Source organism: Streptomyces sp. NPDC088730, from assembly GCF_044751215.1.
Lineage (GTDB): Bacteria > Actinomycetota > Actinomycetes > Streptomycetales > Streptomycetaceae > Streptomyces.
The window spans coordinates 101,336-121,541 of sequence record NZ_JBIVLK010000007.1 but is presented as its reverse complement, the minus strand read 5'-3'; the positions used below and the strand labels follow the sequence as shown (position 1 = coordinate 121,541).

Here is a 20,206-nt window from a genome sequence, read left to right as displayed (position 1 = left end):
TCCTTACAGGGCTCGGCCGTGTGCGTCGTACAGCCCGTTCAGCCGGGGGGTGCCGGCGGCGAGCCCGGAGACGACGGCGACGGTCGAGCGAGTGACGAAGATCTGGGTACGGAAGGCGAGCAGCGCGGTGTCCCCGGCACGGGCGTCCGCCGCGCGGCCGGGCGCGTCGAGCAGCCGGTAGTAGTCGATGTTCTCGGCGGGCGCGTTCTGGACCCCCAGCCGGGTTCCGGTGCGCGGCAGGAGCGCGCTCCGGATGTGCGCGCGGGGGTAGAAGCCGCCGCCGAATATCGCCGGTCGGCCGTCGTCCAGGGTGTGGGCGACCTCGCTCACGTACACGTACGCGGGCTTCTCCGGCTGGGCCGGATCGACCGCGTGCAGCGGGGTGGTGCCGGTGAGGGCGTGGCCCGGCTCGCCGTGCGTGGCGCCCAGTTCGGCGAGGAGCGGGAGGGACGCCATCGAGGTGGCGCTGGGGGCGCTGAGCTTGAGGTCGCGGTGTCCGCGTGCGGTCAGGAGTTCGCGGGCCTCGGTCGCCAGGCCGAAGTTGGGGGTGGCGGCGGGCACGCCCGTCACCGGGTCGCACAGTACGCAGGGGAAGGCGGTGACGCCGTCGATCCGGATGCCGCCCAGTGTCTCGGCCTCCTTGGCGAAGGCGTCCAGGCGGCCGAGCGGTACGCCGCCCTCCTGACCGGGATAGACGTCGCCCTCGGCCCCTTCGAGCCTGATCAGTACAGGCTGGACGAAGCCCAGTTCGCGGGCCGCCTCGGACACGGCGCGGGCGTTGGCCAGGTCGAAGACCGTGACGGTCTCCGGGCGCCAGGCCAGCATCTCGGGCAGCGCGCGCCGGGGGATCTGGACGAGGTGCCCCAGGTTGCCGGGCCGGGCTCCGGCGGCGTGCAGGGTGCGGGCCTCCGCCGGGTCGATGGCGGCCGAGCGGGGGATGTGCCGGGCGATGGCCCGGATCAGCTCGGGGTTGCGGCCCAGCTGCTTGACGACGAACCAGAGGCTGATGCCGAGGCGGTCCGCCTCTGCCGCCAGCAGCTCGGCGTTGGCCTCGACGGCGTCCAGGTCGACGACGTAGGTGTCGGGCGGGATGTCGCCGTTCCGGTGCAGGGCGGCCGCGGCGTCCACGAGCCCGGGATTGCGGGTGAGTACGGTGTCGAGGAACACGGTCAGTCGTCCTTCGGGTCGTCCAGGGCGGCGAGCGAGCGGCGCAGGATGTCGATGACGAGGTCCGCGCCCGCCCGCATCGGGTTGATGCGTACGGTCCAGTCGGCCAGTTCGGGGGCGTCGTCGAGAGCCGAGCTGGACATCCGGTAGAAGAGCGGCGCGATCTCGTACCGGGAGTTGGAGCCGACGGGGTAGGGGGCGGCGCCGAACCGCGCGGCGACGGCGGGCAGTCCCGCCGCGACGGGCCGGTCGAGCCGTACGAGCAGGCAGCGGTCCTGGGCGTTGGCGATGCGTACCTCCGCCACCCCGTCCACCTCGCCGGCCGCCAGCCGCTCCGCGACCTCGGCGCCCACCCGGGACTGCACGGACCACATGACCGGAACGTGGGTGAGGGAGCGCAGGGCGTCGAGCGCCTGGTGGCCCTGGACCTGCCCGCCGCCGGAGTAGTTGTCACGGCGGACGTGCTCGACCAGGTCGCGCGCCCCGACGACGAGGCCGACGCCCTCCGGCCCGTGCAGCTTGAAGAGGGAGAAGCAGGAGGCGTCGGCTCCCAGCTCCACCCCGGCGGCGGGCGTGCGCATCACGGCGTAGTTGTCGTCGACGATCGTGCGCACCCCGGCGGCCCGGCAGGCGGCGATGACCTCCGCCGGATCGTAGGAGTCCGCGAGCCGCTGCCGGGTGTGCTGGACGTACGCCCACCGGAAGCGCCCGGACTCCAGGGCCTCGCGGAGCGCCGTCGCGTCGTTGAAGTCGGCCTCGACGGTGTGCACGCCGATGCCCCGCAGCGTGACCTCTGTGGTGCGGTAGACCGGGGCGCGGTGGATGAGCAGTGGGTCGCCCGCCCGGACGGCCGCGTTGAGGGCGGCCCGGATCGCGCCGGTGCCCGCGCCCTGGACGAAGGCGGCGTCCTGGGCCCCGAAGAAGTCCGCGAGCACGGCCTCTACCCGGGCGGTGGTGCGCGGCCGGCCGAGACCGGGTACGACGCCCGCGTCGGACGAGAACAGCTGCTGCCCCTCGAAATGGGCGGCGGTGGCCTCCAGCAGCCGGAACTGCCTGGCCACGGCGTCGTCCAGATCCACGGTCGCCAGCGGGAAGGTGGCGGGGAGCACGGGAGGTACGGGGCTCATGTCAGTTCTCCTCCACGCTCGCGCCGGTCAGGAAGCGCAGCGGATTGCGTCGGGTCAGCAGGTCGATCAGATCGTCGTCGGCGCCCGCCGCGCGCAGCTCCGGCAGGAAGCCGCGGAAGAGGTGCCCGTAGCCCTGGCCGCCTTCGTCCAGCAGGTAGCCGTGGCGGGAGATGTCGCAGCTGAGCAGGGCCCGGTCGGCGTGCCCGGCCTCCACCAGGGCCAGCAGCAGCCGCAGCCGGGTCCGGTCGCTCTGGTAGGCCGACTTGCCCACGGTGTCGAAGGCGACGTACGCCCCGCGCGCCGCGAGCTCCCGGTGGACGCCCGGGTCGTCGAGGAGATCCTGATGGCCGATGCTGACGCGGTGGGCGGGCAGCCCCTCACCGGTGAGCAGTTCCAGCTGGGCGAGCCCGCCCCGGCCCAGCTGCGCGTGGGTGGCGAGGGAGAGCCCGGTGGCCCGCGCGGCCCGTGCGCCGGCCCGCAGCACCTTGGCCTCGGGAGCGGTGGGGACGTCCCCGTGGCTGCCGATCTCGCCGAGCACACCGGGCCGGACGCCGGTCGCGCCGATGCCGTCCTCGATCTCGCGGACGAGGACCTCGGTGAGCTGTTCCACGTCGGCGGTGTCGATCTCCGGGGTGTGGAACGGCTCGTAGTACCAGCCGGTCGCGGCGACCACCGCGACCCGCGCGTCCCGGGCGATCGCGGCCAGGGCGCCGACGTCGCGTCCCATGCCCCGGCAGGTCAGCTCGACGACGAGGGAGAGCCCGAACTCCTCCCGCAGAGCGCTCAGCTCGGCGGTCACGGCCGCCGCGTGGCGCCGCGGGTCCAGGACGGCCGCACCGTCGCCCCGCTGGTCCAGATCGAGGACCAGGTGCTCGTGGGCGAGGGCCGGGCCGCGCACCGAAGCGGTCGCGATATCGCCGGTGACGGTGCGCAGGGTGTGCGGGGCGGGGTGGTTCATCGTGGGGTTCCTTCTTCGTGTACGGGCCCGGTCCGGTCAGTGGCGTGCCGGCCCTGACGCGGGGTGAACAGGTCCCGGCCGCGGGGGTGTCAGCCCTTGACCGGGGTGAACAGATCGAGCCAGTACAGGATGTTGAGCAGGATGCCGCCGATGATCACGGCCGCGGGTGCGGCGGCCATCTTCACGACGGGCCGGCCCATCGCCTCGTTCAGCAGGTAGAGCCCGCCGACGACGAGGATGCCGAGTCCGCCTCCCATGGCGTTGGCGGCCATCAGCGAACCGAACAGGATCGCGAGCTGGAGGGTGTCACCGATGGCGCTGCGCAGGTGCTCCGACGAGTCCCGGACGCTGGGCAGCTTGCCGAGGAGCCGGCCGATCCAGGACAGGGCCAGCACCTCGGCCGCGAACACGAGCGCGCCGACGACCGCGGCGAGGAACGGGTTCGGCATGAGGTAGCCGATCGGGTACACCAGTGTGAAGCCGGCGATGCCGTAGGCCCCGGAGGCGAGTGCGGTGGTCGCGATCAGCGGGATGAAGCCGAACACCCGGTAGAAGTCGACCTGCGCGGCCTCCGAGTACTGCCCCTTCGCGATGAGGAAGCTGGTGGCCTCGCCGCCGCCGAATATGTGCATCTGGGCGAGCACACAGACCCCGGCCCCGAGCACCATGAACAGCGGCAGGTACCGGCGCAGCCGGGCCGCGCTCGCGCTGAACAGCGACGCCATCGGGTCGTCCTCCAGGACGACCTCCTCGACGCCCGCCGCCCGGTCGGCCCGGCGCTGCCGGACGTCCTTGGCGACCGCGAGCCCGATGAGCATCAGCACGCCGACGGCCATGGCCAGCGCTCCGGCGAACATGTTCGGCCACAGCTTCATGGTCATGACGACGAGGGCCAGTTCGAGGACGCCCGCGATCCCGCCCCACTTGCGGCCGAACTGCTTGGTGATGGCGAGCACCGGGAACAGCGAGAACAGGAACAGGATCGGCGTCGACATCTGCTGCATCGCGGTCAGGAAGTCGACCGCCAGGTCGTGGGCGACGTTGTTCGCGCCGTTCAGCCCGAACACGACCACCGCGCCCCAGGCGGCACCGAGAATGGGGGCGAGCCACTTCTTCGGTGCCAGCATCCCGAGGATGTCCGTGGGCAGGAAGACCAGCCACGGGTTCAGCACACCCGTGGACAGGGCCATCGGCGCACCCAGTCCGAAGATGAACCCGGCGGACAGACCGAACGAGACAGCCGTCGTCGCGCTACGGGTGGTGCGCCCCTGGATGAAGTCCAGCATGAAGGGGCGTACCCCGTCGTTGAAGACGGCCAGGGCCATGTGCGAGATGTAGGCCGTCAGCGCACAGAGGGCTATCACGGTCAGTTGCTGGGCCAGCGTGAAGTCGAGGCTGGCGCCGGCGGCGAGTGTGGTGCTCACGAGTCACTCCTTGGTGCCCGGGATGATGAGAACGGGCTGTTGTTCAGCCGCGGGCGGCGATGGCGCGCGCCATGAGGGGGGCGATGATGTCGATCTGGTCCATCGAGAAGCCGAAGACCTTCTTGCCTTCGGCGAGCAGGGCGGTGACCTGCTCCTCCGTCGGAACGCTGCGCCCGAAGGTGTGGCAGGCGGCACTGCCCATGAGCCCGACGAGCACGCCCAGCGAGGCGCCGGCGCCCGTGTGGCAGGTACCCAGGTAGTAGTCGGCCTGGCCGGCCCGGAGCTTCATCGCGGCGTCCATGTCGCTGGAGGCGACGACGTCGAGCGAGTCGATGCCGAGCTTGCCGATGGCCGCGGTGACCTCGACCTTGCCGACTCCACCGGTGAGGATCTTCGTCATGGCTGTTCTTCTCTCTGCGTCGGGTTGTGCTGCGGGGTAGGAGCGGGACGCCTGCCGTGACCGGTCAGGACGTGGGTGCGGAGGGGGGCTGCTGCGCCAGGACGGCCAGGTGCATCCCGAGGAAGTTGACCTCGGACTCCGGGAGCGCGGCTCCGAGCTCCCGCTCGGCGCGGGCCGATACGGCACGGGCGCGGGCGACGGCGTCGGGATGTCCGGCCAGCTCGGCGGCGACCTGCTCGTCGGTGAGGAACTGCTCGATCGCCTCGCCGTCCAGGATCCGGCCGAGCGCCATCATCAGATGGCTGGTCAGCATGCCTGCCGTCGCTTCGGTGACCGTGTGGCCCTCCGCCTCCAGGGAGGTCAGTTCGGTGGTGACGAAGTCGGCCACCTCCGGCCTGACCGTGCCGCCCTCGCGAAAGAGCTGGATCCGCAGTGCGAGCTGGTCGTCCATGGTGATCCTCCTAAAATCAACAGTAACCAGGATTTTGTATTTTGAGGGCGAGCGACGCCCCGGAGTTGTGAGACCCCGGTCACGCGGCCCGCTGGTCAGTACGAGGGGACGCGCTCACCGCGCAGCACCTCGCTCTGCAGCCGGGTCACCAGCGACAGGTCGAGCGAATCGCGGACCGCGGCGAGCGCCTTGGCCCCCTCGGACCGGCCGATCACCGCGGCGGTGGAGTTGCGCAGGGCCAGCTCCCGGTTGACCTCGTCCCCGAGCGGGAGCACGTCGACGCCGACCCCGAGCCGGTCCTGCGCCTCGTCCAGGTTCCAGACGGTCGCGTCCACCTCGTTCCGCGCGAACAAGTCGCTCAGCTGCATGTAGGAGGCCTCCCGCCACACGACGTCCTCCCGGTCGGCGAAGACCCGCTCCACGAGCATCCGCAGATCTTCGGAGGCGTGGTCGACCGCCACCCGCAGTCCGGGCGTGTCCAGGTCCACCCCGTGCCGCACCAGCATGCCGTGCGCGCCGACGTAGGTGGCGGGGCCGAGATCGGCCACCAGCTCCACCGGGTGCTCGGCGATCAGCTGGTCGGCGGCGAACCGGGACAGGACGACCAGGTCGACCTTGCCCTCCAGCAGCGCCGCGGTCCGGGCTCCGGCGCCTCGCATGAACGTGATCGCGAACGGCGCGCCGGCCTCCTCGAACGCGCTGCGCAGCCCGGTCGCCAGGCCCTCGTACCGCCGTGAGTAGGGGAGTGGCATCGCCGCGAGCAGGGTGCCCAGGCCGGACAGCCGCCACAGGACGGTGCGGTCCGAGTGGACGAGGAAGGTGCCGAGATGGCCGCGGGCGGTCGTCGAGATCGCGCCGGCCTCCTCCAGCAGGTGGAGGGCGGCCTGAACGGTTCCGTTTCCGCAGCCCAGCTCCTGCGCGAAGTCGCGCACACGGGGCAGGCGGGTGTCCGGCTCGTGGTGCAGGAGCAGGACGGCGAGCTGCCGCGCGGCGAGGCCGTTGCGGGTGAGGAAGCGGTCGTCGAAGTCGTTCACGAATCAAACAGTAACCAGGATTCTGGATACTGACAAGGCCCCTCCCGGAACCCCTCCCGGAACCCCTCCCAGAACCCCTTCCGGCCGCCCCGCGTGCCCGGGTCTCCTCCCGCTGATCCGTCCGGCGTGCGGGGCGGGACGGGCGCGGACAACATGAGGCCATGAGCAACTCGGCGCCACGGGCGCAGGGTCCGGACCACCCCGCGAAGGCCGGTGCGAGCGGGCCGCCGAACCAGACACTGGCACTGGCCGCGATGATGTTCGCCGTGTCGATGACGTTCATCGACCAGACCATCGTGGCGATCGCCGCCCCCGACATCATTCACGAGCTGGGTCTCACCTCCTCGCAGATGCAATGGGTCATCAACGCCTACCTGCTCACGCTCGCCGCGTTCTTCGCGCTCGGAGGCCGGCTCTCCGACATCTTCGGCCACCGCCGCGTCATGCTCTGCGGCACGCTCCTCTTCGTCATCGCCTCCGCGCTCTGCGGCGCCGTGCCGAGGGGGGACTACGCCCAGGCATGGCTGATCGGGTTCCGGGCGATCCAGGGCTTCGGCGCGGCCCTGATGTTCCCGGCGGCGCTCGCCGTGGTCATCGCGGTGTTCCCGGTGGAGCGGCGCGGGCGCGCGCTGGCGCTGTTCTTCGGCGTCTCGGGCGGGCTCACGGCCATCGGCCCGCTGCTGGGCGGCTGGCTCACCGAATGGACCTGGCGCGCCATCTTCTGGATCAACGTCCCCGTCGCCGTGGTCGCCATCGTCCTGGCGCTGCTCGCACACATCCCCGAGAGCTCCAACCGGGAACCGCTGGACGTGCCGGGAACCGTGCTCATGGCGGTCGGCATGGGGCTGACCGTGCTGGGACTCCAGCAGTCCGTGTCCTGGGGCTGGGACGCCTGGTCCACGTGGACGTGCATCGTGGTGGGGCTCGTGGTCCTGGCCTGCTTCTGCCGCTTCGAACTGCGCCGGCGTCATCCGCTCGTCAGACTCCAGGTCTTCCGGGACCGGGCGTTCTCCGTCGACATGCTCGTGCTCTTCTTCGCCATGACGGCCTTCGTGCCGGTGCTCTTCTTCGCCTCGGTGTACGCCCAGGTCTCCCTGAGCGCCTCGCCCAACCAGGCGGCGCTCTACCTCCTCTACTTCTTCGTGGGGTTCGCCCTCGCCTCCCAGTGGGGCGGCCGCATCCTGGACAAGCGCGGCGCCCGCCCGGCCCTGAAGACCGGTGCCGCGCTCGGCGCGGTTGGATTCGCGCTCTGGGCCGCCAGGCTGACGACGCTCTCGATGCACGACCAGTGGCCGTACGCGGCGCTCGCGGGCGCGGGCATCGGTTTCCTGCTCGCGCCAGCTTCGACCGATGCCGTCAACCGGTCGATCGGCGCCTCTTACGGTGAGGTCACCGGCATCACGCAGACGGTCCGCAACTTCGCCGCCAGCATCGGTCTCGCGGTGTTCGGCACGGTGCTGACGCATGTCACGGTGAACCGAGTCTTTGAGTCGCTGCGGGACCGGGGCGTGCCGTCCGGGCCCGCCCGCACCGCCGCCCGGCGCATCGCGGAATCCGTCACGGGGAACGCGGACGCGCGACAGCCGACGGGAGACGGCAGGGCCGCCGAGCTCGCCCGGGAGTCGATGCAGGCGCTCCGGCTGGACTTCGCCGAGGCGAACCAGTGGGTGTTCTACTCCATGGCGGGTGCCCTCGTGCTCGCCCTCATCTGTTCGCTGTGGCACCCCGGCACACGTGTGACGGGCGACGCCGGCGACGTACGCCCCGAGGGCCCGGCGCCGCGCCCGTCCGAGCGCTAGACGAAGGGGCCTCCTCACGGTCGGCAGCAGCCTTCGCCGTCCTGGAACTTCCCTGCGGGGCAGGTCGGTTCTGGTGCCAGACCAAGGTGTACCGCCAGAAGACCCTGCGGCGGAGCCGGGCACCCGGCAGTGCCTGCCGGGCCTCACGCGCGATGTCGGCGAAGCTCATCACCGCGGGCCTGGTGGGGGCGGTCATCGACACCGGCCGTGCCGAGCGGCGCCCCCGGTTCCTGATCCAGGCCATGGCGACGTTCAGCGGAACGGCGACCGCGCCGAGGAGCCGGTCACCGGCCGACTGCGGGCGGGCAAGCCCCACGACAACCAGCGTCCCGCCCGGCGCCAGGTGCCGGCGGAACACACCGAGAGCGTCGGAGAACGGCAGGTGGTGGAGGGCGGCGACACAGGTGATCACGTCGTAGCAGCCGGACGGTATGTCAGTGAGCGCGTCCCCGACGCTGAACGCGACGGGCGCGTCCGGCGCGGTGAGTCCGCGTGCCCGAGCGACGATCGCCGGATCGGCGTCCAGACCCCGCACCGAGCCGGCACGCGTGCCCAGCAGCCGGGCCAGGTCCCCGCTGCCCGAACCGATGTCGAGGGCGGTGCCGAAGCGCTTGGGGATCTGCCGCATGATCCAGCGGTGGTAGTGGGCGTTGTGGTCCCACGGGCGGGCGGTGTGGAACCGGTCCAGCGCCGCGAGGAGCCGGGGCGGCGGTGTCGTCATGGCACCGGTCCGTCATCCGCCGTCCCGGGGCGGGCCGACACTCCGCGGGACCGTCCGCTGCCGGCCGCGGCGAACCGCAGCCAGTAGGGATCACCGATCCGCTTGCCGACGCGCAGGGCGGCGTCCCGCACCGCCCTGCCGAACTGCTCAGGCATGCCGTCGCGCAGCTCCTGGGCGGGGAGCGCGATGCCGATCCCGAAGATCTGGCCCGTGTCGCCGTCCAGGACGGCCCCCGAGATCCCGGCCACGCCGGGCACGTACTCGCCGCGCGAGAACTCCCACCCGTCCGCCCGCACCCGGGCCAGCTGCGTCAGCAGCTCCGCGCGGGTCTTCGGCGCCTGTCCGACGCTGTGTTCCAGACGGTCGTCGACGAGGCGGGTGACCTGGTCGTCCTCCAGCCGCGCGAGCAGCGCCCGGCCCATCGAACTGGCGTACGCGGGAGCCCGGGTGCCCGCCGGGGTGTAGGCGTGGAGGGAGCCGATGGCGCTGACGCGCATGTGCAGGACGAGCGACTCGCTGCCGTCCAGGACGTCGACGTACCCGGTGTACCCGGTCTCGGACACCAGCCGGGCGGCTTCCTCCTCCAGCAGGGAGACCGTGCCGCGCGAGGCGCGGAAGTGGTACGACGCCTCCATGATCAGCTCGCCGGGGCGGTAGGCCCGGGTGACGGGGTCGCGCTCCAGGAAGCCGTACCCGGCCATCATGCTCAGGGTCCGCGACACCGAACTCTTGGGAAGCCCGAGTTCGCCGGCCACGTCGGTGACGGTGACATCGCGCCGCAGGCGGGCCATGAGACGCAGGACGTCCCGGGCGTTGGCGAGTGTGCTCACCGTCTTCCTCCCTCTCCGGCCGCCCCCGGCCGCGTCGCGTCCGATGGTATGCCGCCCCGGAGCCGTGATCGTTCCGCCCGCATTCTGAGACTTCTTGACGCCGAGGCCCCTCCGATCCGATGATCCATGAGTAGTCCATATAATAGGACCTGGTTCCATAATGTAGAACTCCCATGCCGATCAGGGTGGCCGGGCCGCGCCGACAGCTCGGCATCCCGCTGGCCGCCGGCCCGCTGAGCCGGCCGTGCCATCGCGGGAGACGCCCTCTGTCCCTCCGGTCGCGGCGCGTTCGACGCCCCGCGCGAGCGGCCGGACGGGCCCGTACACCGGGCTGCCTTGCGGGCATCCCCTCGGCGAACCGGTCCCCTCGGGGAAGGAAGAGAAGAAACGTGAAGCGACAGTTGACCCACGAGGACATCCGCGCGGCCGTGTACGGCGGTGCCGTGCTCGGCGGGGGCGGCGGCGGATTCGTCGGGCGCGGGCTGCGCACCGCCGAACTCGCCCTTCAGGTGGGTGCGCCGGAGCTGTGGACCGCCGACGAGTTCGCGCCCGAGGACCTCACCGCCACCGTCGCGCTGGTGGGAGCCCCCGCCGCGGCGGACCCGCTGGTGCTGCCCACGCACCTGCTGCGCGCCCTGGAGCTGCTGCGCCGCGACCTGCCGCGCCCGCTCGCCGCGATCCACACGAACGAGAACGGCGCCGAGACCACCGTCAACGGCTGGTTCCACTCGGCGATGACCGGACTGCCCGTCATCGACCTGGCCTGCAACGGGCGCGCCCACCCCTCCAGCGTGATGGGCGCGATGGGGCTGCACCGGCAGGACGGCTACCGCTCGGTCCAGGGCTACGCGGGCGGCAAGCCGCACACGTATGTCGAGGGCGCCGTCGCCGGCGGTCTGGACGCCGCGTCGTCCGTGGTCCGGCGCGCGTCGGTGGAGGCGGGCGGCTGGGTGGGTGTCGCCAGGAACGCGATCGAGGTCGGTTACGCCACGCGGCACGGCGCGTCCGGCGCCATCGGCTCCGCCATCGAACTCGGCCACCGGTTCCTGGCCGACGGCCCGGCCGGGGCGGCACGGCACCTGGGCGGCGGGATCGTCGCCACCGGCACCGTCCGCGAGTACCGCTGCGAGCAGCGCGAGGGCCTGGACGTCGGCGTCGCCGTGCTGGACGACGCCGAGGGCACCGTGCTGCACTTCGTCAACGAGTACATGACGCTGGAACCGGGCGGCGAGCGCAGGGCCGCGTTCCCCGACCTGATCACGACGTTCGACGAGAACGGCGAGCCGCTGGCCTCCGCCGACGTCGCGGTCGGAAAGGGGCTCGCCGTGCTGTGCGCCCCGGCCGCGAACCTGCTGCTCTCCTCGACGATGCACATGCCCGAGGTGTACACCCCGGTCGAGGAACTGCTCGGCTTCTCCTTCGCGCCCGTGGGCAGGACCCTTGCCCACGCCTGAACAGCCCGTACCGGGTCGCGCTTCCCTTCGCCGTCGTGAATCATGAACGCCGCGGTGAGGCCGTCGAGCTCTTCCCCGCCGGGGCCCGGGGCATGTCCGTGATCGAAGTCGGGATCCCGTCGCGGATGGCGGGTGTGACCTGGATCACGATAGAACTTTGCTGTCTTTGCGCAAACTTATGCAAAGTGGCGGCCGTGGAGCGTGTGCGCTGGTGACGGTACCGGCGGGCGCCTGGCGCGGGGTGGCTGATCGTGCCGGATGAGCAAGCGGGAACGTCCGCGCCTCACCGGTTCTGCCGTTCCGTCACTTTCTCCGAATGACGCATGCACAGTTGTTCGTTGCCAGGTGTTGTTGAGAGTGAAGGGCGCACGACCGCGCACTTCCCGGGCTCGAAGAAGCGCCCGGCTCTCCGCACGAACAGAGGCTCGCGCCTGTGACGATCCACCTCGTAGGTGACCTGATGATCCTGGCGGTCACGATCCGCGTCTTCGGCAACGACGCCCGCACCCTGCTGCGCCACCTGGCGGCCGCGGGAGTCCGGATCGGGGTGAGCGAGCTGAACCGCCGCCCCCGTGACCGGAAGGAAGGCCGGTGACCGAGTACCGAAGCCGCACCCGTCCGGGCGCCGATCCGATGACCCAGCCGCTCCCCGACCTCTCGTTCACCGCCTTCCACCAGATGAACCGGCCGCGCTACATCCACTACGCCGAGACCTTCCTGCACAACCGCCACGATGCCGAGGAAGCGATCGACAGCGCCTTCGAGCAGCTGCTGCGCACCTGGGACAAGGTCCTGCTCGTCGAGAACCCGTCCGGCTACGCGTGGACCGTCATGCGCAACAAGGTCAACGACCACAGCCGGGCGCGCAGGCGCCGGCCCCCGCTGCTCGACGACGAGGCCTTCAACACCTTCGCCCTGCGCGACGCCGTGGATCCGTACGGGCAGGTCACCGAGACCCTCGCGCTCATGAGGGCCATGCGGCAGCTCACCGAGCGTCAGCTCGACGTCATGGTGATGACCTACCTCCACGGGCTCAACGCCCCCGAAGTGGCCGACGTACTCGGCATCACCAGCGCCACCGTGCGCTCCACCGTCCGGCACGCGACGCGCCGGCTGCGGGACATCCTGGGACCGGACCGCGCCATGGAAGGGCGACGATGACACGCCACATCACGGAGTTCCTCTCCCGCGCACGCCTCGTCACCACCCCCTACACCCAGGACGACATCCACGCCGCGGAGACCCGTCTCCTCGCCCGCCTCCACACCGCCGGCCCGTCCTGTGCCCCGCCGCCGGCCGTCGCCGTACCGGAGGAGCCGACGGAACACGAAGCGGCCCAGAACCTGCAGACCCTCTGCGAGACCGTCGTCACCCGCAACACCGCCCTCAGCGCCCTGGACACCTTCCTCACCCCGCAACTCCCCGAACCTCCGGGCGCACGGGTCCTGGGCTGCATCCTCCAGCTCGCGGAATCCGAGGAGAACGCCCGCTTCTGGTGGCAGTACGCGGCCGGCGCCGGCGACCCCGCGGCCTCCTACTGCCTCTACCTCCACCACCTCGCGCTGGGCGAGCACGGCGAGGCCCGCTGGTGGTACGAACAGACCGAGCAGATCCAGAGCGCGCCCCCCTCCACCGACGACTTCACCGACACCGTGCCCGACGTCACCGCCGACGACGTGCCGGGCATCGTCAGCGACGCGCTCAACGCCGTGACGACCACCGACGCGAGCCTGCTGCCCACGGCGCTGCGCATCCTCGGAGCGCTCAAGACCGACCCGGTCCCGGTGCCCGCCATGGTCGGAGCCGTCCTCGACTACGTACCCGCGGCGGTCGGCCACATAGACGACTTCGAGCTGCCCCTGCCCGCCCCCGGATTCACCGACCACATCCGCAGCCTCACCGCCGGCAGCACGCCCGCTCCCGGACGCCCCTCCGTGCGCAACCGGCTCCAGCCCCGCCCCAAGTCCCCGCGCCCGCTCATCGCCGCCGCCCGCCGGGAACCCAAGTGGTGCTGGGGGTAGCGGCCGGCGTCAGGGGGTGCTCCCCGCCGGTCCCGGCGTCAGCGGCCGGTCCGGCCGAGCGCCTCGGCGAGTTCCGGACCATCGGGCGGGCTGGCACCCGCCCTCGCGACGGTCACGGCCGCGGAGGCCGCCGCGTGGCGCAGGACGTCGGTGACGGTGGCCCGGTCCACCGAGCGGAGCCGCTCCCGCCCCTGTGCGCCGAGCAGCCCGTGCGCGGCGAGTGCGTGGAGGGTGCCCGACATGAAGGCGTCCCCGGCACCCACCGTGTCCGCTACGTCGACGGCCGGCGCGGCGACCGACACGCGGCCGCAGGGCAGGACGGCCAGGGCCCCGTCGCCGCCCCGGGTGACCAGCACCAGGGCCGGCCCGGTGGCGAGCCACCGCTCGGCGACCCGTCCCGGCTCCTGCCCCGGATACAGCCATCCCAGATCCTCGTCACTGGCCTTGACCACATCGCTGAGCGCGACACAGCGCTCGACCTCGCGCACGGCCGCCTCGTGGTCCCCCATCAGCTCCGGCCGCACATTGGGGTCGTAACTGACGGTCGCTGCCGTCCGCAGCGACTCGACGGCGGCGAGGACCGCGGACGCGCCCGGAGCCATCACGGCCGCGATCGACCCCGTGTGGACGTGCCGGGGCGGCCGCTCCAGGGAGACCGGGCCCAGCGTCCAGGTGATCTCGAAGGTGTACGCGGCCCGCCCGGCACCGTCCAGCGCGACGGCGGCGGACGGGGTCGGGGCCGTGGCACCGTCCGTGCGGACCTCGACCCCGGCACCGGCCAGATGGTCGCGGATCCGCCGCCCGTGGGCGTCCGGCCCGAGCTGGGTGAGCAGGGTGACACCGTGTCCGAGCCTGGCCAGGCCGTACGCGACATTGGCCGGGCTGCCTCCCGGATGGACCTGGTCGGCCGCACCCGGCAGCCGGACGATGTCGGCGACGCATTCACCGATGACCAGCAGGTCGTTTCTGTCGAGCATGAGGGTGACGGCTCCTGGAGTGCGGTGACGTAGGTGTCCTGGCGGGCGGCCCGGCCCGGACACATGGGGCCCGATCCTGCCGTGTGTACGGGGAGTACGGGATAGCCGGGACGTGGCCGGCTGCCGTGCGGCCGGCCCGCGGTCACCACCACGCGCTCAGCCGGACGCGGGCGGCCGGGACGCTACGGGGCCTCGCCGCCCCCGGGCGGTCGCCGGTGATGTCCTCGGGCCAGGGGAGTGCCGCCAACAACGACAGGAGGGTTCACCCGCCTGCCGGGCGAGCAGATCCACGCCGGCGCGGGTGCGGGCCCCGGAGCCTCAGCGGCCGGTGAGCGCGCGGTCGAGGAGCGGCAGCAGGCGGTCCCAGTGGCGCCGCAGCCCGGAGGGGCTGAACGCGTCGGTGTCGGACATGGTGAAGCCATGAGTGGTGTCCGGGTAGACCTCGCAGGTGTGGCTGACGCCCGCGGCGTCCAGGGCCCGGTTGAGCTCGCTGAGGGATTCCGGAGTCATGTCGCCCTCGGCGAGGCCGAGATGAACCTGGGCGGAGACCTCCGGGAAGCCCTGGTGCGGGCTGTCGGGCTCGTCGGTGACCAGGGGGCTGGGGTGGAATCCGGCGACGGCCGCCACCTGACCGGGATATGCGGCCGCGGTGCGCATCGCCAGGGCCCCGCCCATGCAGTAGCCGACAGCGGCGACCGGTCCGGCGCTGACCTCGGGCCGGCCGGTGAGGAACCCGAGGTAGGCCTCGGCGTCGCGCAGGGCGCGTTCGCTCGTGTGTGCCTTGATCAAGGGCATCACCTGGGCGAAGACCGCGGGCCGGGTCTCGGCGCTGATGTGCTCGGGAAGCTCGATCACCGGTGCCGCGCCGTGCCGGTAGAAGATGTTGGGGACGAGTACGTAGTACCCGTGCCCGGCCAGTTCACGGGCCATCTCCTCCACCACCGGCCGCACGCCGAAAGCGTCCGGGTACAGCAGCACGCCCGGATGCCGCTCGTCACTGTCGGGGAAGGCGGCGAATGCGTCGGCCCGACCGTCGGCGGTGGGAATCAACAGCGTCTTGGCAGGCACGTTCTTCCTTCTTCGGACTGGTGCGCAAACACCGTCGGGGGTGACGGAGCGATGACCTCAACCCGTTGGTCCGGGAAGTCAGTTCACTTTCGCGAGCAAAGTACAACCTGTACGCCAGCAAATGCAATGACCGCTGTGCCTCGCTCGCGCTGAGTACCTCGCCCACGGCGCCGGTGACGAATGAGACGAATTCGTTCCAGGAGGCGGAGCGGAGCGGGGGAGCGGCGGGCCGGCCCCTCGGGGCCTCGGCGGGCGCGGGCGGGCCGGAGTTTGCTGCCGCTCATGGAAGTGATCCCTCGACTCGCTCCGTCCCGACACCGTGCCGGGCCGGAGGCGCTGCGCCGGTCCGGGAGGCATAGCGCCGGTCCGGGAGGCGCTGCGCCGGGCCTACGCACTTCCCGTCGCCTCCACCCGTGCGGAACTGCTGTCGCGGCTGACCGCCGCGGGAGAGCCGCCGGCCGGGCACGCTGGTGGCGGGCGTCGAGGAGATCTGCTCGCACTGCCCCAACTCCCCTCTGCGCAGCGCCACGTGGAAGCCGGAGCGGTGGCTGCCGGTGGACGCCCGGCCGGTCCGGGCCGGGACGACGTCGGCCCAGCTGTGGATGCCGGAGCTGACGATCGCCGACATCGAGCAGGGGAGGAGGCGGACTCACCGAAGCAACGGTATGAGTGACGGAGCGCCACATGAGCGGGAGCCCGAACAGCGCCGGTCCCGGGCCGGCCCCGGTCCGGAACCAAATGCCATGTGCTCATGGGTCATGAGCGATGGATCACGGATGTACCGTGTCCCGTACTTGAGTTCGAGCTGGCTGTGGCGGCCGCACGAGGAGACAGAACGATGAACGAGAACACGCTTTCCGTCCCGCATCCCGCGAGCGCGCACCCCGCCCGCGTGTACAACGTCTGGCTGGGCGGGAAGGACCACTACGTAGTGGATCAGGAGGCGGCAGAGCTCGCCGCCCAGGCCAACCCGACGATCGTGCCGTCGGTCCGGGCCAACCGAGCCTTCCTCGGTCGCGCCGTACGTCACCTCACCGACCTCGGTATCCGCCAGTTCCTCGACATCGGCACGGGGATCCCCGCCGCGGCGAACACCCACGAGGTGGCGCAGCAGTCAGCCCCCGAATCGCGTGTCGTCTACGTCGACAACGACCCGATCGTGCTCACCCACGCGCGGGCGCTCCTGGTCAGCGGACCCCAGGGACAGACCGACTACGTGCAGGCCGATGTGCGCGATGTGGACGCGATCCTCGAAGCGGCCGCCCGGAACCTGGACTTCGACCAGCCGGTCGGCCTCATGCTCGTGGCTATCCTTCAGTACATCAAGGACACCGAGGACCCCTGGGACATCACCCGCCGGCTGCTGGACCGCCTGGCCCCCGGCAGTCACCTGGTGCTGTCGCACCCGGCCGCCGACGTCACCGCGCCCGAGGTTGCCGAGTCCATGCGGATCTACAACGAGCGCGCCGCCAGCCACGCCTCGGCCACCCCCCGCACCCACGCCGAGGTGCGGCGCTTCTTCGACGGCCTGGAGATCCTGGAACCGGGGCTCGTCACCCTGACCCGCTGGCGTCCGGGCCCGTCCGACATCGCGGACGACACCCTGCCCATGTGGTGCGCCGTGGCCCGCAAGGCGTAACGGGTCGATTCCTGTCGCCAAACGCGGCTCCTGTCTTGCCGGCCGGCCGGCGCCGGGCCGTCGGAGCACCCCTTCGGCCCGGCGGCCCCGGAATCGGGGTCATGGTTTCCCGCCGGCCGGCGGAAGCGTGCGGAGGATGGCCGCGAGGCCATGGGGGTCGCGGCGGGCGATGTTGTGACCGGCGGGAAGTTCGTGAACCCGCCGGGCCGGGTCGTCGCGCAACCATTCGGTCAGGCTGGGGAACGGGCTGTCCGGCCACGCGCCACCGCTGATGAACGTCCGGGCGGGCGGCGCGTGGCCGGAGCCGTGCCGCAGCCTGACCGGCTGGATGAAGCTCGCCAGCGGGTGCGGTCGCGCGAGGGTCGAGCCCGTCCGGGACCGCGATCCACCGGCCGTCGGCGCGGGAACCGGCGACGAACGACTCCCGGAAGCTGTCGCTGGTGAGGGACCAGCACGAATCCCCCGTCGCCCGGGAACATAGGCGTCGATGAAGACGAGGTGGTCGAGGCGGGGGCCGGCCCTGCCCGCGACACCGGCGATCACCATCCCGCCGTAGCTGTGCCCGCACAGCGCCGGCGGTGTCCCGTCACCTTGCTCGATGATCTCCGCTACCTGGTCAATATGGGTGTCGAGGTTCGGCGGCCGGTCCACAGCCGCCGGTCCGTCCGGCGCCGGCCCCGCCAGGGTCACCGCCTCGACCTGATGACCGGCTCGGTTCAGCTCGACAGCCACTGAGCCGAATGCCCATCCGCCCTGCCAGCCGCCCGGCACCATGACGAATTTCATCGGCCATCGTAGGCGGCGAGGATCACCGCGGTGGTAGCTGGAGTGGGATGCGACCACATTAGTACAACGTATTGACAAAGCGTGGTGACGGTTCCTAGGTTCTCAGGTGACCCCGATCGTCGCCGCGTTCCGTCAACTCGGTTCATTCGCAAGCCTGTTGCCCCACCCCTGATGACCGATCAGGTCTCGGCCAGGTGGCGGAACCCGGTGGCGTCCTGCTGCCGGGGCCCCGGCAGGCACCTGCGGCGTGCGGTCGCCCCCGGGCATGAAGCGCCGCCACGTGCGGCCCGCTCCTCCGGCGCTGCCGGGTATCCCATGGCCTACTCCCACACGAGGTGAACCATGCACCGCAGAGGATTTCGAGGACACTCCCGTTTGGCCGGTGGCGTAGCCGCCGTCGTCGCGGGCACGCTGTTCGGCGTGTTTCCCGGCGCCGGAGGCTACGCGGAGGCCGCGGCCGGGGCCTTTGGCGGTGCCCCTGCCGGGATGGCCGAGACGGCCGGTGCCACCACGCCGTTCGTGACGGTCGAGGCCGAATCCGGGACGCTCGGCGGCGCCGCCCGCGTCCGCTCGATCAGGCCCGGAGCGACGGTCCCGACCTCGGCCTCCCTGGAGACCGAGGCGTCGGGCAACGCGCTGGTCGAGCTGGAGAACACCGGTGACGAGGTGTCGGTTCCGAACAGCTCGGGCCGGAGCGCCAACACCCTCGTGGTACGTGCCTCGATCCCCGACGCTCCGGAAGGCGGCGGCATCAGCGCGTCGCTGGACCTGTACGTCAACGGCACGTTCCGTCAGGCGATCACGCTGAGTTCCGCGCAGGCGTGGAACTACCGCGAGGCGACCACGAACCCGGACGACCCCAAGGCCGGCGGGATGCCCTACCGCTTCTACAACGACTTCCCCGTCTGGGTCACGGGCGCGCCGATCCCGGCAGGCAGCACGGTCACGTTCCGTAAGGGATCCGGCAACAAGGCCGTGGTCTACGACATCGACTCCGTCGACCTGGAGAACGTGGGGCCCGCGCGGTCCCAGCCGGCGAACTCCCTCTCCGTGGTGAGTTACGGCGCCGATCCCCGGTCCGGGAAGGACTCCACGGCCGCCATCCAGAACACGGTGAACGCTGCCCGCCTTCAGGGGAAGACGGTGTGGATCCCGCGCGGCAGGTATCTGACGAACAGCCTCCAGCCCACGCCGCTCGACTTCACGGGCGTGACGGTGGAAGGCGCCGGGATGTGGTACTCGACGCTCTATCGCAAGACCCCGCTGCCGGCCACGTCGTGGCGCTCGAAGACCCTGGTGGGATCGGGCACCACGCTGCGCGACATCCAGATCGATTCGAACGCCGTGTGGCGCGGGGTCGGCGGCACCGGCGGCGCGGATTACGGCATCAACGCCAGCGGTGCCGACGGGTGGCTGGTCCAGCGGATCTGGACGCGGCACACCGACGCGAACTGGCTCTCCGGATCGAACGGCCTCATCGAGAACAGCCGGACCTCGGACGGCTACGGCGACGGATTCAACATCAACAACGGCAACACGAGGGATCCGGACAAGCAGGGCGACAACATCACCGTCCGTAACAACTTTGCCCGGAACACCGGCGACGACTCCTTCGCCACGTACTCCGACGCGGGCGTGAGCGGCACCAACGGTCAGGTGAGGGGGGCGAAGATCCTCAACAACACCGCGATCGCGCCCTGGTGGGCCAACGGCCTCCGGGTGGCCGGCGGCGAGAACGTAGAGGTGCGCGGCAATCTCGTGAACAGCGTCTCCTCGAACAGTGCCCTGGACATCGGCGTGTTCGGGGATACCGGGCATCCCCTGGAGTCCGCCACGATCAGCGGCAACGTCCTGATCGGCGGTGGTGGCTGGAACGGCGTCCGGCACGGGGTCCGGATCGGTTCCCCCAACAGCGCCTCACTGTTCCCCGACGCCTATACGCACGTCACCCTGAGCGACAACGTGATGCGCGGAGCCTTCCGGGCCGGCCTCTTCATCGACCTGACACGGGTCGACGTGACGCTGAGGAACAACACCATCGACAGTCCCGCGACGCAGGGAATCCTGGTTGGTGCCGGCGTCACCGGCACCGGAGCCTTCACGGGCAACACGGTAGAGAATCTCCGTCCGGGTCAACTGGCGCTGCGGAACGACTCCCCGGCCACGTTCCACATCACCGACTGACATCGCGGCGGCCCGGCCGAGGCCTCTCCGACGCACTTCGTAAAGTGTATTGACAAAGTATGTCCGCCGTTCGTACGTTCTTATCGCACCCAGCCGACGACCGGCCTGAGCAGCGGTAACCCCCGCTTCACCCCGGTCAGCCGGCCGAACTCGCCCAGACCCCTAC

The 20,206-nt window shown here is 71.4% G+C and carries 19 protein-coding genes; 7 read left to right on the top strand and 12 right to left on the bottom strand.

The window, feature by feature from the left end; translation table 11 throughout:
* Positions 1-3: 3 nt before the first annotated feature.
* The 7 genes from ACIP89_RS22025 to yhfZ all read right to left on the bottom strand — a co-directional run bounded on the left by ACIP89_RS22025 (position 4) and on the right by yhfZ (position 6,561).
* Positions 4-1,167: an alanine racemase gene (locus ACIP89_RS22025; RefSeq protein WP_402116275.1), complete on the bottom strand. Its 1,164-nt coding sequence runs from the start codon at positions 1,165-1,167 to the stop codon at positions 4-6.
* Positions 1,168-1,169: 2 nt separating this feature from the next.
* Positions 1,170-2,294, bottom strand: a complete 1,125-nt coding sequence (locus tag ACIP89_RS22020) for an aminotransferase class V-fold PLP-dependent enzyme (RefSeq protein WP_401928490.1) — start codon at positions 2,292-2,294, stop codon at positions 1,170-1,172.
* A gap of 1 nt (position 2,295) precedes the next feature.
* Positions 2,296-3,252, bottom strand: a complete 957-nt coding sequence (locus ACIP89_RS22015; protein ID WP_402116274.1) for a phosphotriesterase — start codon at positions 3,250-3,252, stop codon at positions 2,296-2,298.
* 89 nt (positions 3,253-3,341) lie between these two features.
* The gene (locus ACIP89_RS22010) at positions 3,342-4,676 is read right to left on the bottom strand and encodes a YhfT family protein (protein ID WP_402116272.1); all 1,335 of its coding nucleotides are present in this window, start codon (positions 4,674-4,676) and stop codon (positions 3,342-3,344) included.
* Positions 4,677-4,719: 43 nt separating this feature from the next.
* On the bottom strand, positions 4,720-5,076 hold the full coding sequence (locus ACIP89_RS22005; RefSeq protein ID WP_024491812.1) for a DUF2620 domain-containing protein: 357 nt from the start codon (positions 5,074-5,076) through the stop codon (positions 4,720-4,722).
* A 64-nt stretch (positions 5,077-5,140) separates the two neighbouring features.
* Entirely contained in the window at positions 5,141-5,527 is a 387-nt protein-coding gene (locus ACIP89_RS22000; protein WP_401928494.1) for a transcriptional antiterminator, read from the bottom strand.
* 95 nt (positions 5,528-5,622) lie between these two features.
* Positions 5,623-6,561, bottom strand: a complete 939-nt coding sequence (gene yhfZ / locus ACIP89_RS21995) for a GntR family transcriptional regulator YhfZ (RefSeq protein WP_401929042.1) — start codon at positions 6,559-6,561, stop codon at positions 5,623-5,625.
* A 161-nt stretch (positions 6,562-6,722) separates the two neighbouring features.
* On the opposite strand from yhfZ, the gene ACIP89_RS21990 reads away from it, so the two are divergent.
* Complete coding sequence (locus tag ACIP89_RS21990) at positions 6,723-8,360, top strand: MFS transporter (protein WP_402116270.1); 1,638 nt, start codon at positions 6,723-6,725, stop codon at positions 8,358-8,360.
* On the opposite strand, the gene ACIP89_RS21985 is transcribed toward ACIP89_RS21990, so the two are convergent.
* On the bottom strand, positions 8,266-9,081 hold the full coding sequence (locus tag ACIP89_RS21985) for a class I SAM-dependent methyltransferase (protein WP_402116268.1): 816 nt from the start codon (positions 9,079-9,081) through the stop codon (positions 8,266-8,268). The two genes, ACIP89_RS21990 and ACIP89_RS21985, sit on opposite strands and share 95 nt — an antisense overlap.
* Positions 9,078-9,911, bottom strand: coding sequence for an IclR family transcriptional regulator (locus ACIP89_RS21980; RefSeq protein ID WP_402116266.1), 834 nt, complete (start codon positions 9,909-9,911; stop codon positions 9,078-9,080). The genes ACIP89_RS21985 and ACIP89_RS21980 overlap by 4 nt, the downstream gene beginning before the upstream one ends.
* 389 nt (positions 9,912-10,300) lie before the next feature.
* On the opposite strand from ACIP89_RS21980, the gene ACIP89_RS21975 reads away from it, so the two are divergent.
* The 4 genes from ACIP89_RS21975 to ACIP89_RS21960 all read left to right on the top strand — a co-directional run bounded on the left by ACIP89_RS21975 (position 10,301) and on the right by ACIP89_RS21960 (position 13,386).
* The gene (locus tag ACIP89_RS21975; protein WP_402116264.1) at positions 10,301-11,365 is read left to right on the top strand and encodes a DUF917 family protein; all 1,065 of its coding nucleotides are present in this window, start codon (positions 10,301-10,303) and stop codon (positions 11,363-11,365) included.
* Positions 11,366-11,798: 433 nt separating this feature from the next.
* On the top strand, positions 11,799-11,960 hold the full coding sequence (locus tag ACIP89_RS21970; RefSeq protein ID WP_401928504.1) for a hypothetical protein: 162 nt from the start codon (positions 11,799-11,801) through the stop codon (positions 11,958-11,960).
* Positions 11,957-12,526 carry a sigma-70 family RNA polymerase sigma factor gene (locus ACIP89_RS21965; protein ID WP_401928506.1) on the top strand — a complete coding sequence of 190 codons (570 nt, stop codon included), beginning with the start codon at positions 11,957-11,959 and terminating at the stop codon, positions 12,524-12,526. Before ACIP89_RS21970 ends, ACIP89_RS21965 begins: the two co-directional genes overlap by 4 nt.
* Positions 12,523-13,386 (top strand): hypothetical protein, encoded by an 864-nt coding sequence (locus ACIP89_RS21960; RefSeq protein ID WP_401928507.1) that lies wholly within the window; start codon positions 12,523-12,525, stop codon positions 13,384-13,386. The genes ACIP89_RS21965 and ACIP89_RS21960 overlap by 4 nt, the downstream gene beginning before the upstream one ends.
* Before the next feature lie 38 nt (positions 13,387-13,424).
* On the opposite strand, the gene ACIP89_RS21955 is transcribed toward ACIP89_RS21960, so the two are convergent.
* Together ACIP89_RS21955 and ACIP89_RS21950 are read right to left on the bottom strand one after the other, a co-directional pair.
* The gene (locus ACIP89_RS21955) at positions 13,425-14,363 is read right to left on the bottom strand and encodes a carbohydrate kinase (RefSeq protein ID WP_402116262.1); all 939 of its coding nucleotides are present in this window, start codon (positions 14,361-14,363) and stop codon (positions 13,425-13,427) included.
* A 318-nt stretch (positions 14,364-14,681) separates the two neighbouring features.
* Positions 14,682-15,431 carry a dienelactone hydrolase family protein gene (locus tag ACIP89_RS21950; RefSeq protein WP_401928510.1) on the bottom strand — a complete coding sequence of 250 codons (750 nt, stop codon included), beginning with the start codon at positions 15,429-15,431 and terminating at the stop codon, positions 14,682-14,684.
* An 838-nt stretch (positions 15,432-16,269) separates the two neighbouring features.
* Here ACIP89_RS21950 and ACIP89_RS21945 point away from each other — a divergent pair.
* Entirely contained in the window at positions 16,270-17,070 is an 801-nt protein-coding gene (locus ACIP89_RS21945; protein ID WP_402116260.1) for an SAM-dependent methyltransferase, read from the top strand.
* Positions 17,071-17,169: 99 nt separating this feature from the next.
* On the opposite strand, the gene ACIP89_RS21940 is transcribed toward ACIP89_RS21945, so the two are convergent.
* Complete coding sequence (locus ACIP89_RS21940) at positions 17,170-17,844, bottom strand: alpha/beta fold hydrolase (RefSeq protein ID WP_402116258.1); 675 nt, start codon at positions 17,842-17,844, stop codon at positions 17,170-17,172.
* Between the two features lie 387 nt (positions 17,845-18,231).
* On the opposite strand from ACIP89_RS21940, the gene ACIP89_RS21935 reads away from it, so the two are divergent.
* On the top strand, positions 18,232-20,040 hold the full coding sequence (locus tag ACIP89_RS21935) for a right-handed parallel beta-helix repeat-containing protein (RefSeq protein WP_402116257.1): 1,809 nt from the start codon (positions 18,232-18,234) through the stop codon (positions 20,038-20,040).
* Positions 20,041-20,206: the final 166 nt, after the last annotated feature.

Excerpts from the sequence above, each read along its gene's own strand:
- ACIP89_RS22020 (WP_401928490.1), bottom strand. The coding sequence starts at position 2,294 with ATGAGCCCCGTACCTCCCGTGCTCCCCGCCACCTTCCCGCTGGCGACC.
- ACIP89_RS22015 (WP_402116274.1), bottom strand. The coding sequence starts at position 3,252 with ATGAACCACCCCGCCCCGCACACCCTGCGCACCGTCACCGGCGATATC.
- ACIP89_RS22005 (WP_024491812.1), bottom strand. The coding sequence starts at position 5,076 with ATGACGAAGATCCTCACCGGTGGAGTCGGCAAGGTCGAGGTCACCGCG.
- ACIP89_RS22000 (WP_401928494.1), bottom strand. The coding sequence starts at position 5,527 with ATGGACGACCAGCTCGCACTGCGGATCCAGCTCTTTCGCGAGGGCGGC.
- ACIP89_RS21990 (WP_402116270.1), top strand. The coding sequence starts at position 6,723 with ATGAGCAACTCGGCGCCACGGGCGCAGGGTCCGGACCACCCCGCGAAG.
- ACIP89_RS21985 (WP_402116268.1), bottom strand. The coding sequence starts at position 9,081 with ATGACGACACCGCCGCCCCGGCTCCTCGCGGCGCTGGACCGGTTCCAC.
- ACIP89_RS21960 (WP_401928507.1), top strand. The coding sequence starts at position 12,523 with ATGACACGCCACATCACGGAGTTCCTCTCCCGCGCACGCCTCGTCACC.
- ACIP89_RS21955 (WP_402116262.1), bottom strand. The coding sequence starts at position 14,363 with ATGCTCGACAGAAACGACCTGCTGGTCATCGGTGAATGCGTCGCCGAC.
- ACIP89_RS21945 (WP_402116260.1), top strand. The coding sequence starts at position 16,270 with ATGAACGAGAACACGCTTTCCGTCCCGCATCCCGCGAGCGCGCACCCC.
- ACIP89_RS21940 (WP_402116258.1), bottom strand. The coding sequence starts at position 17,844 with ATGGTGCCGGGCGGCTGGCAGGGCGGATGGGCATTCGGCTCAGTGGCT.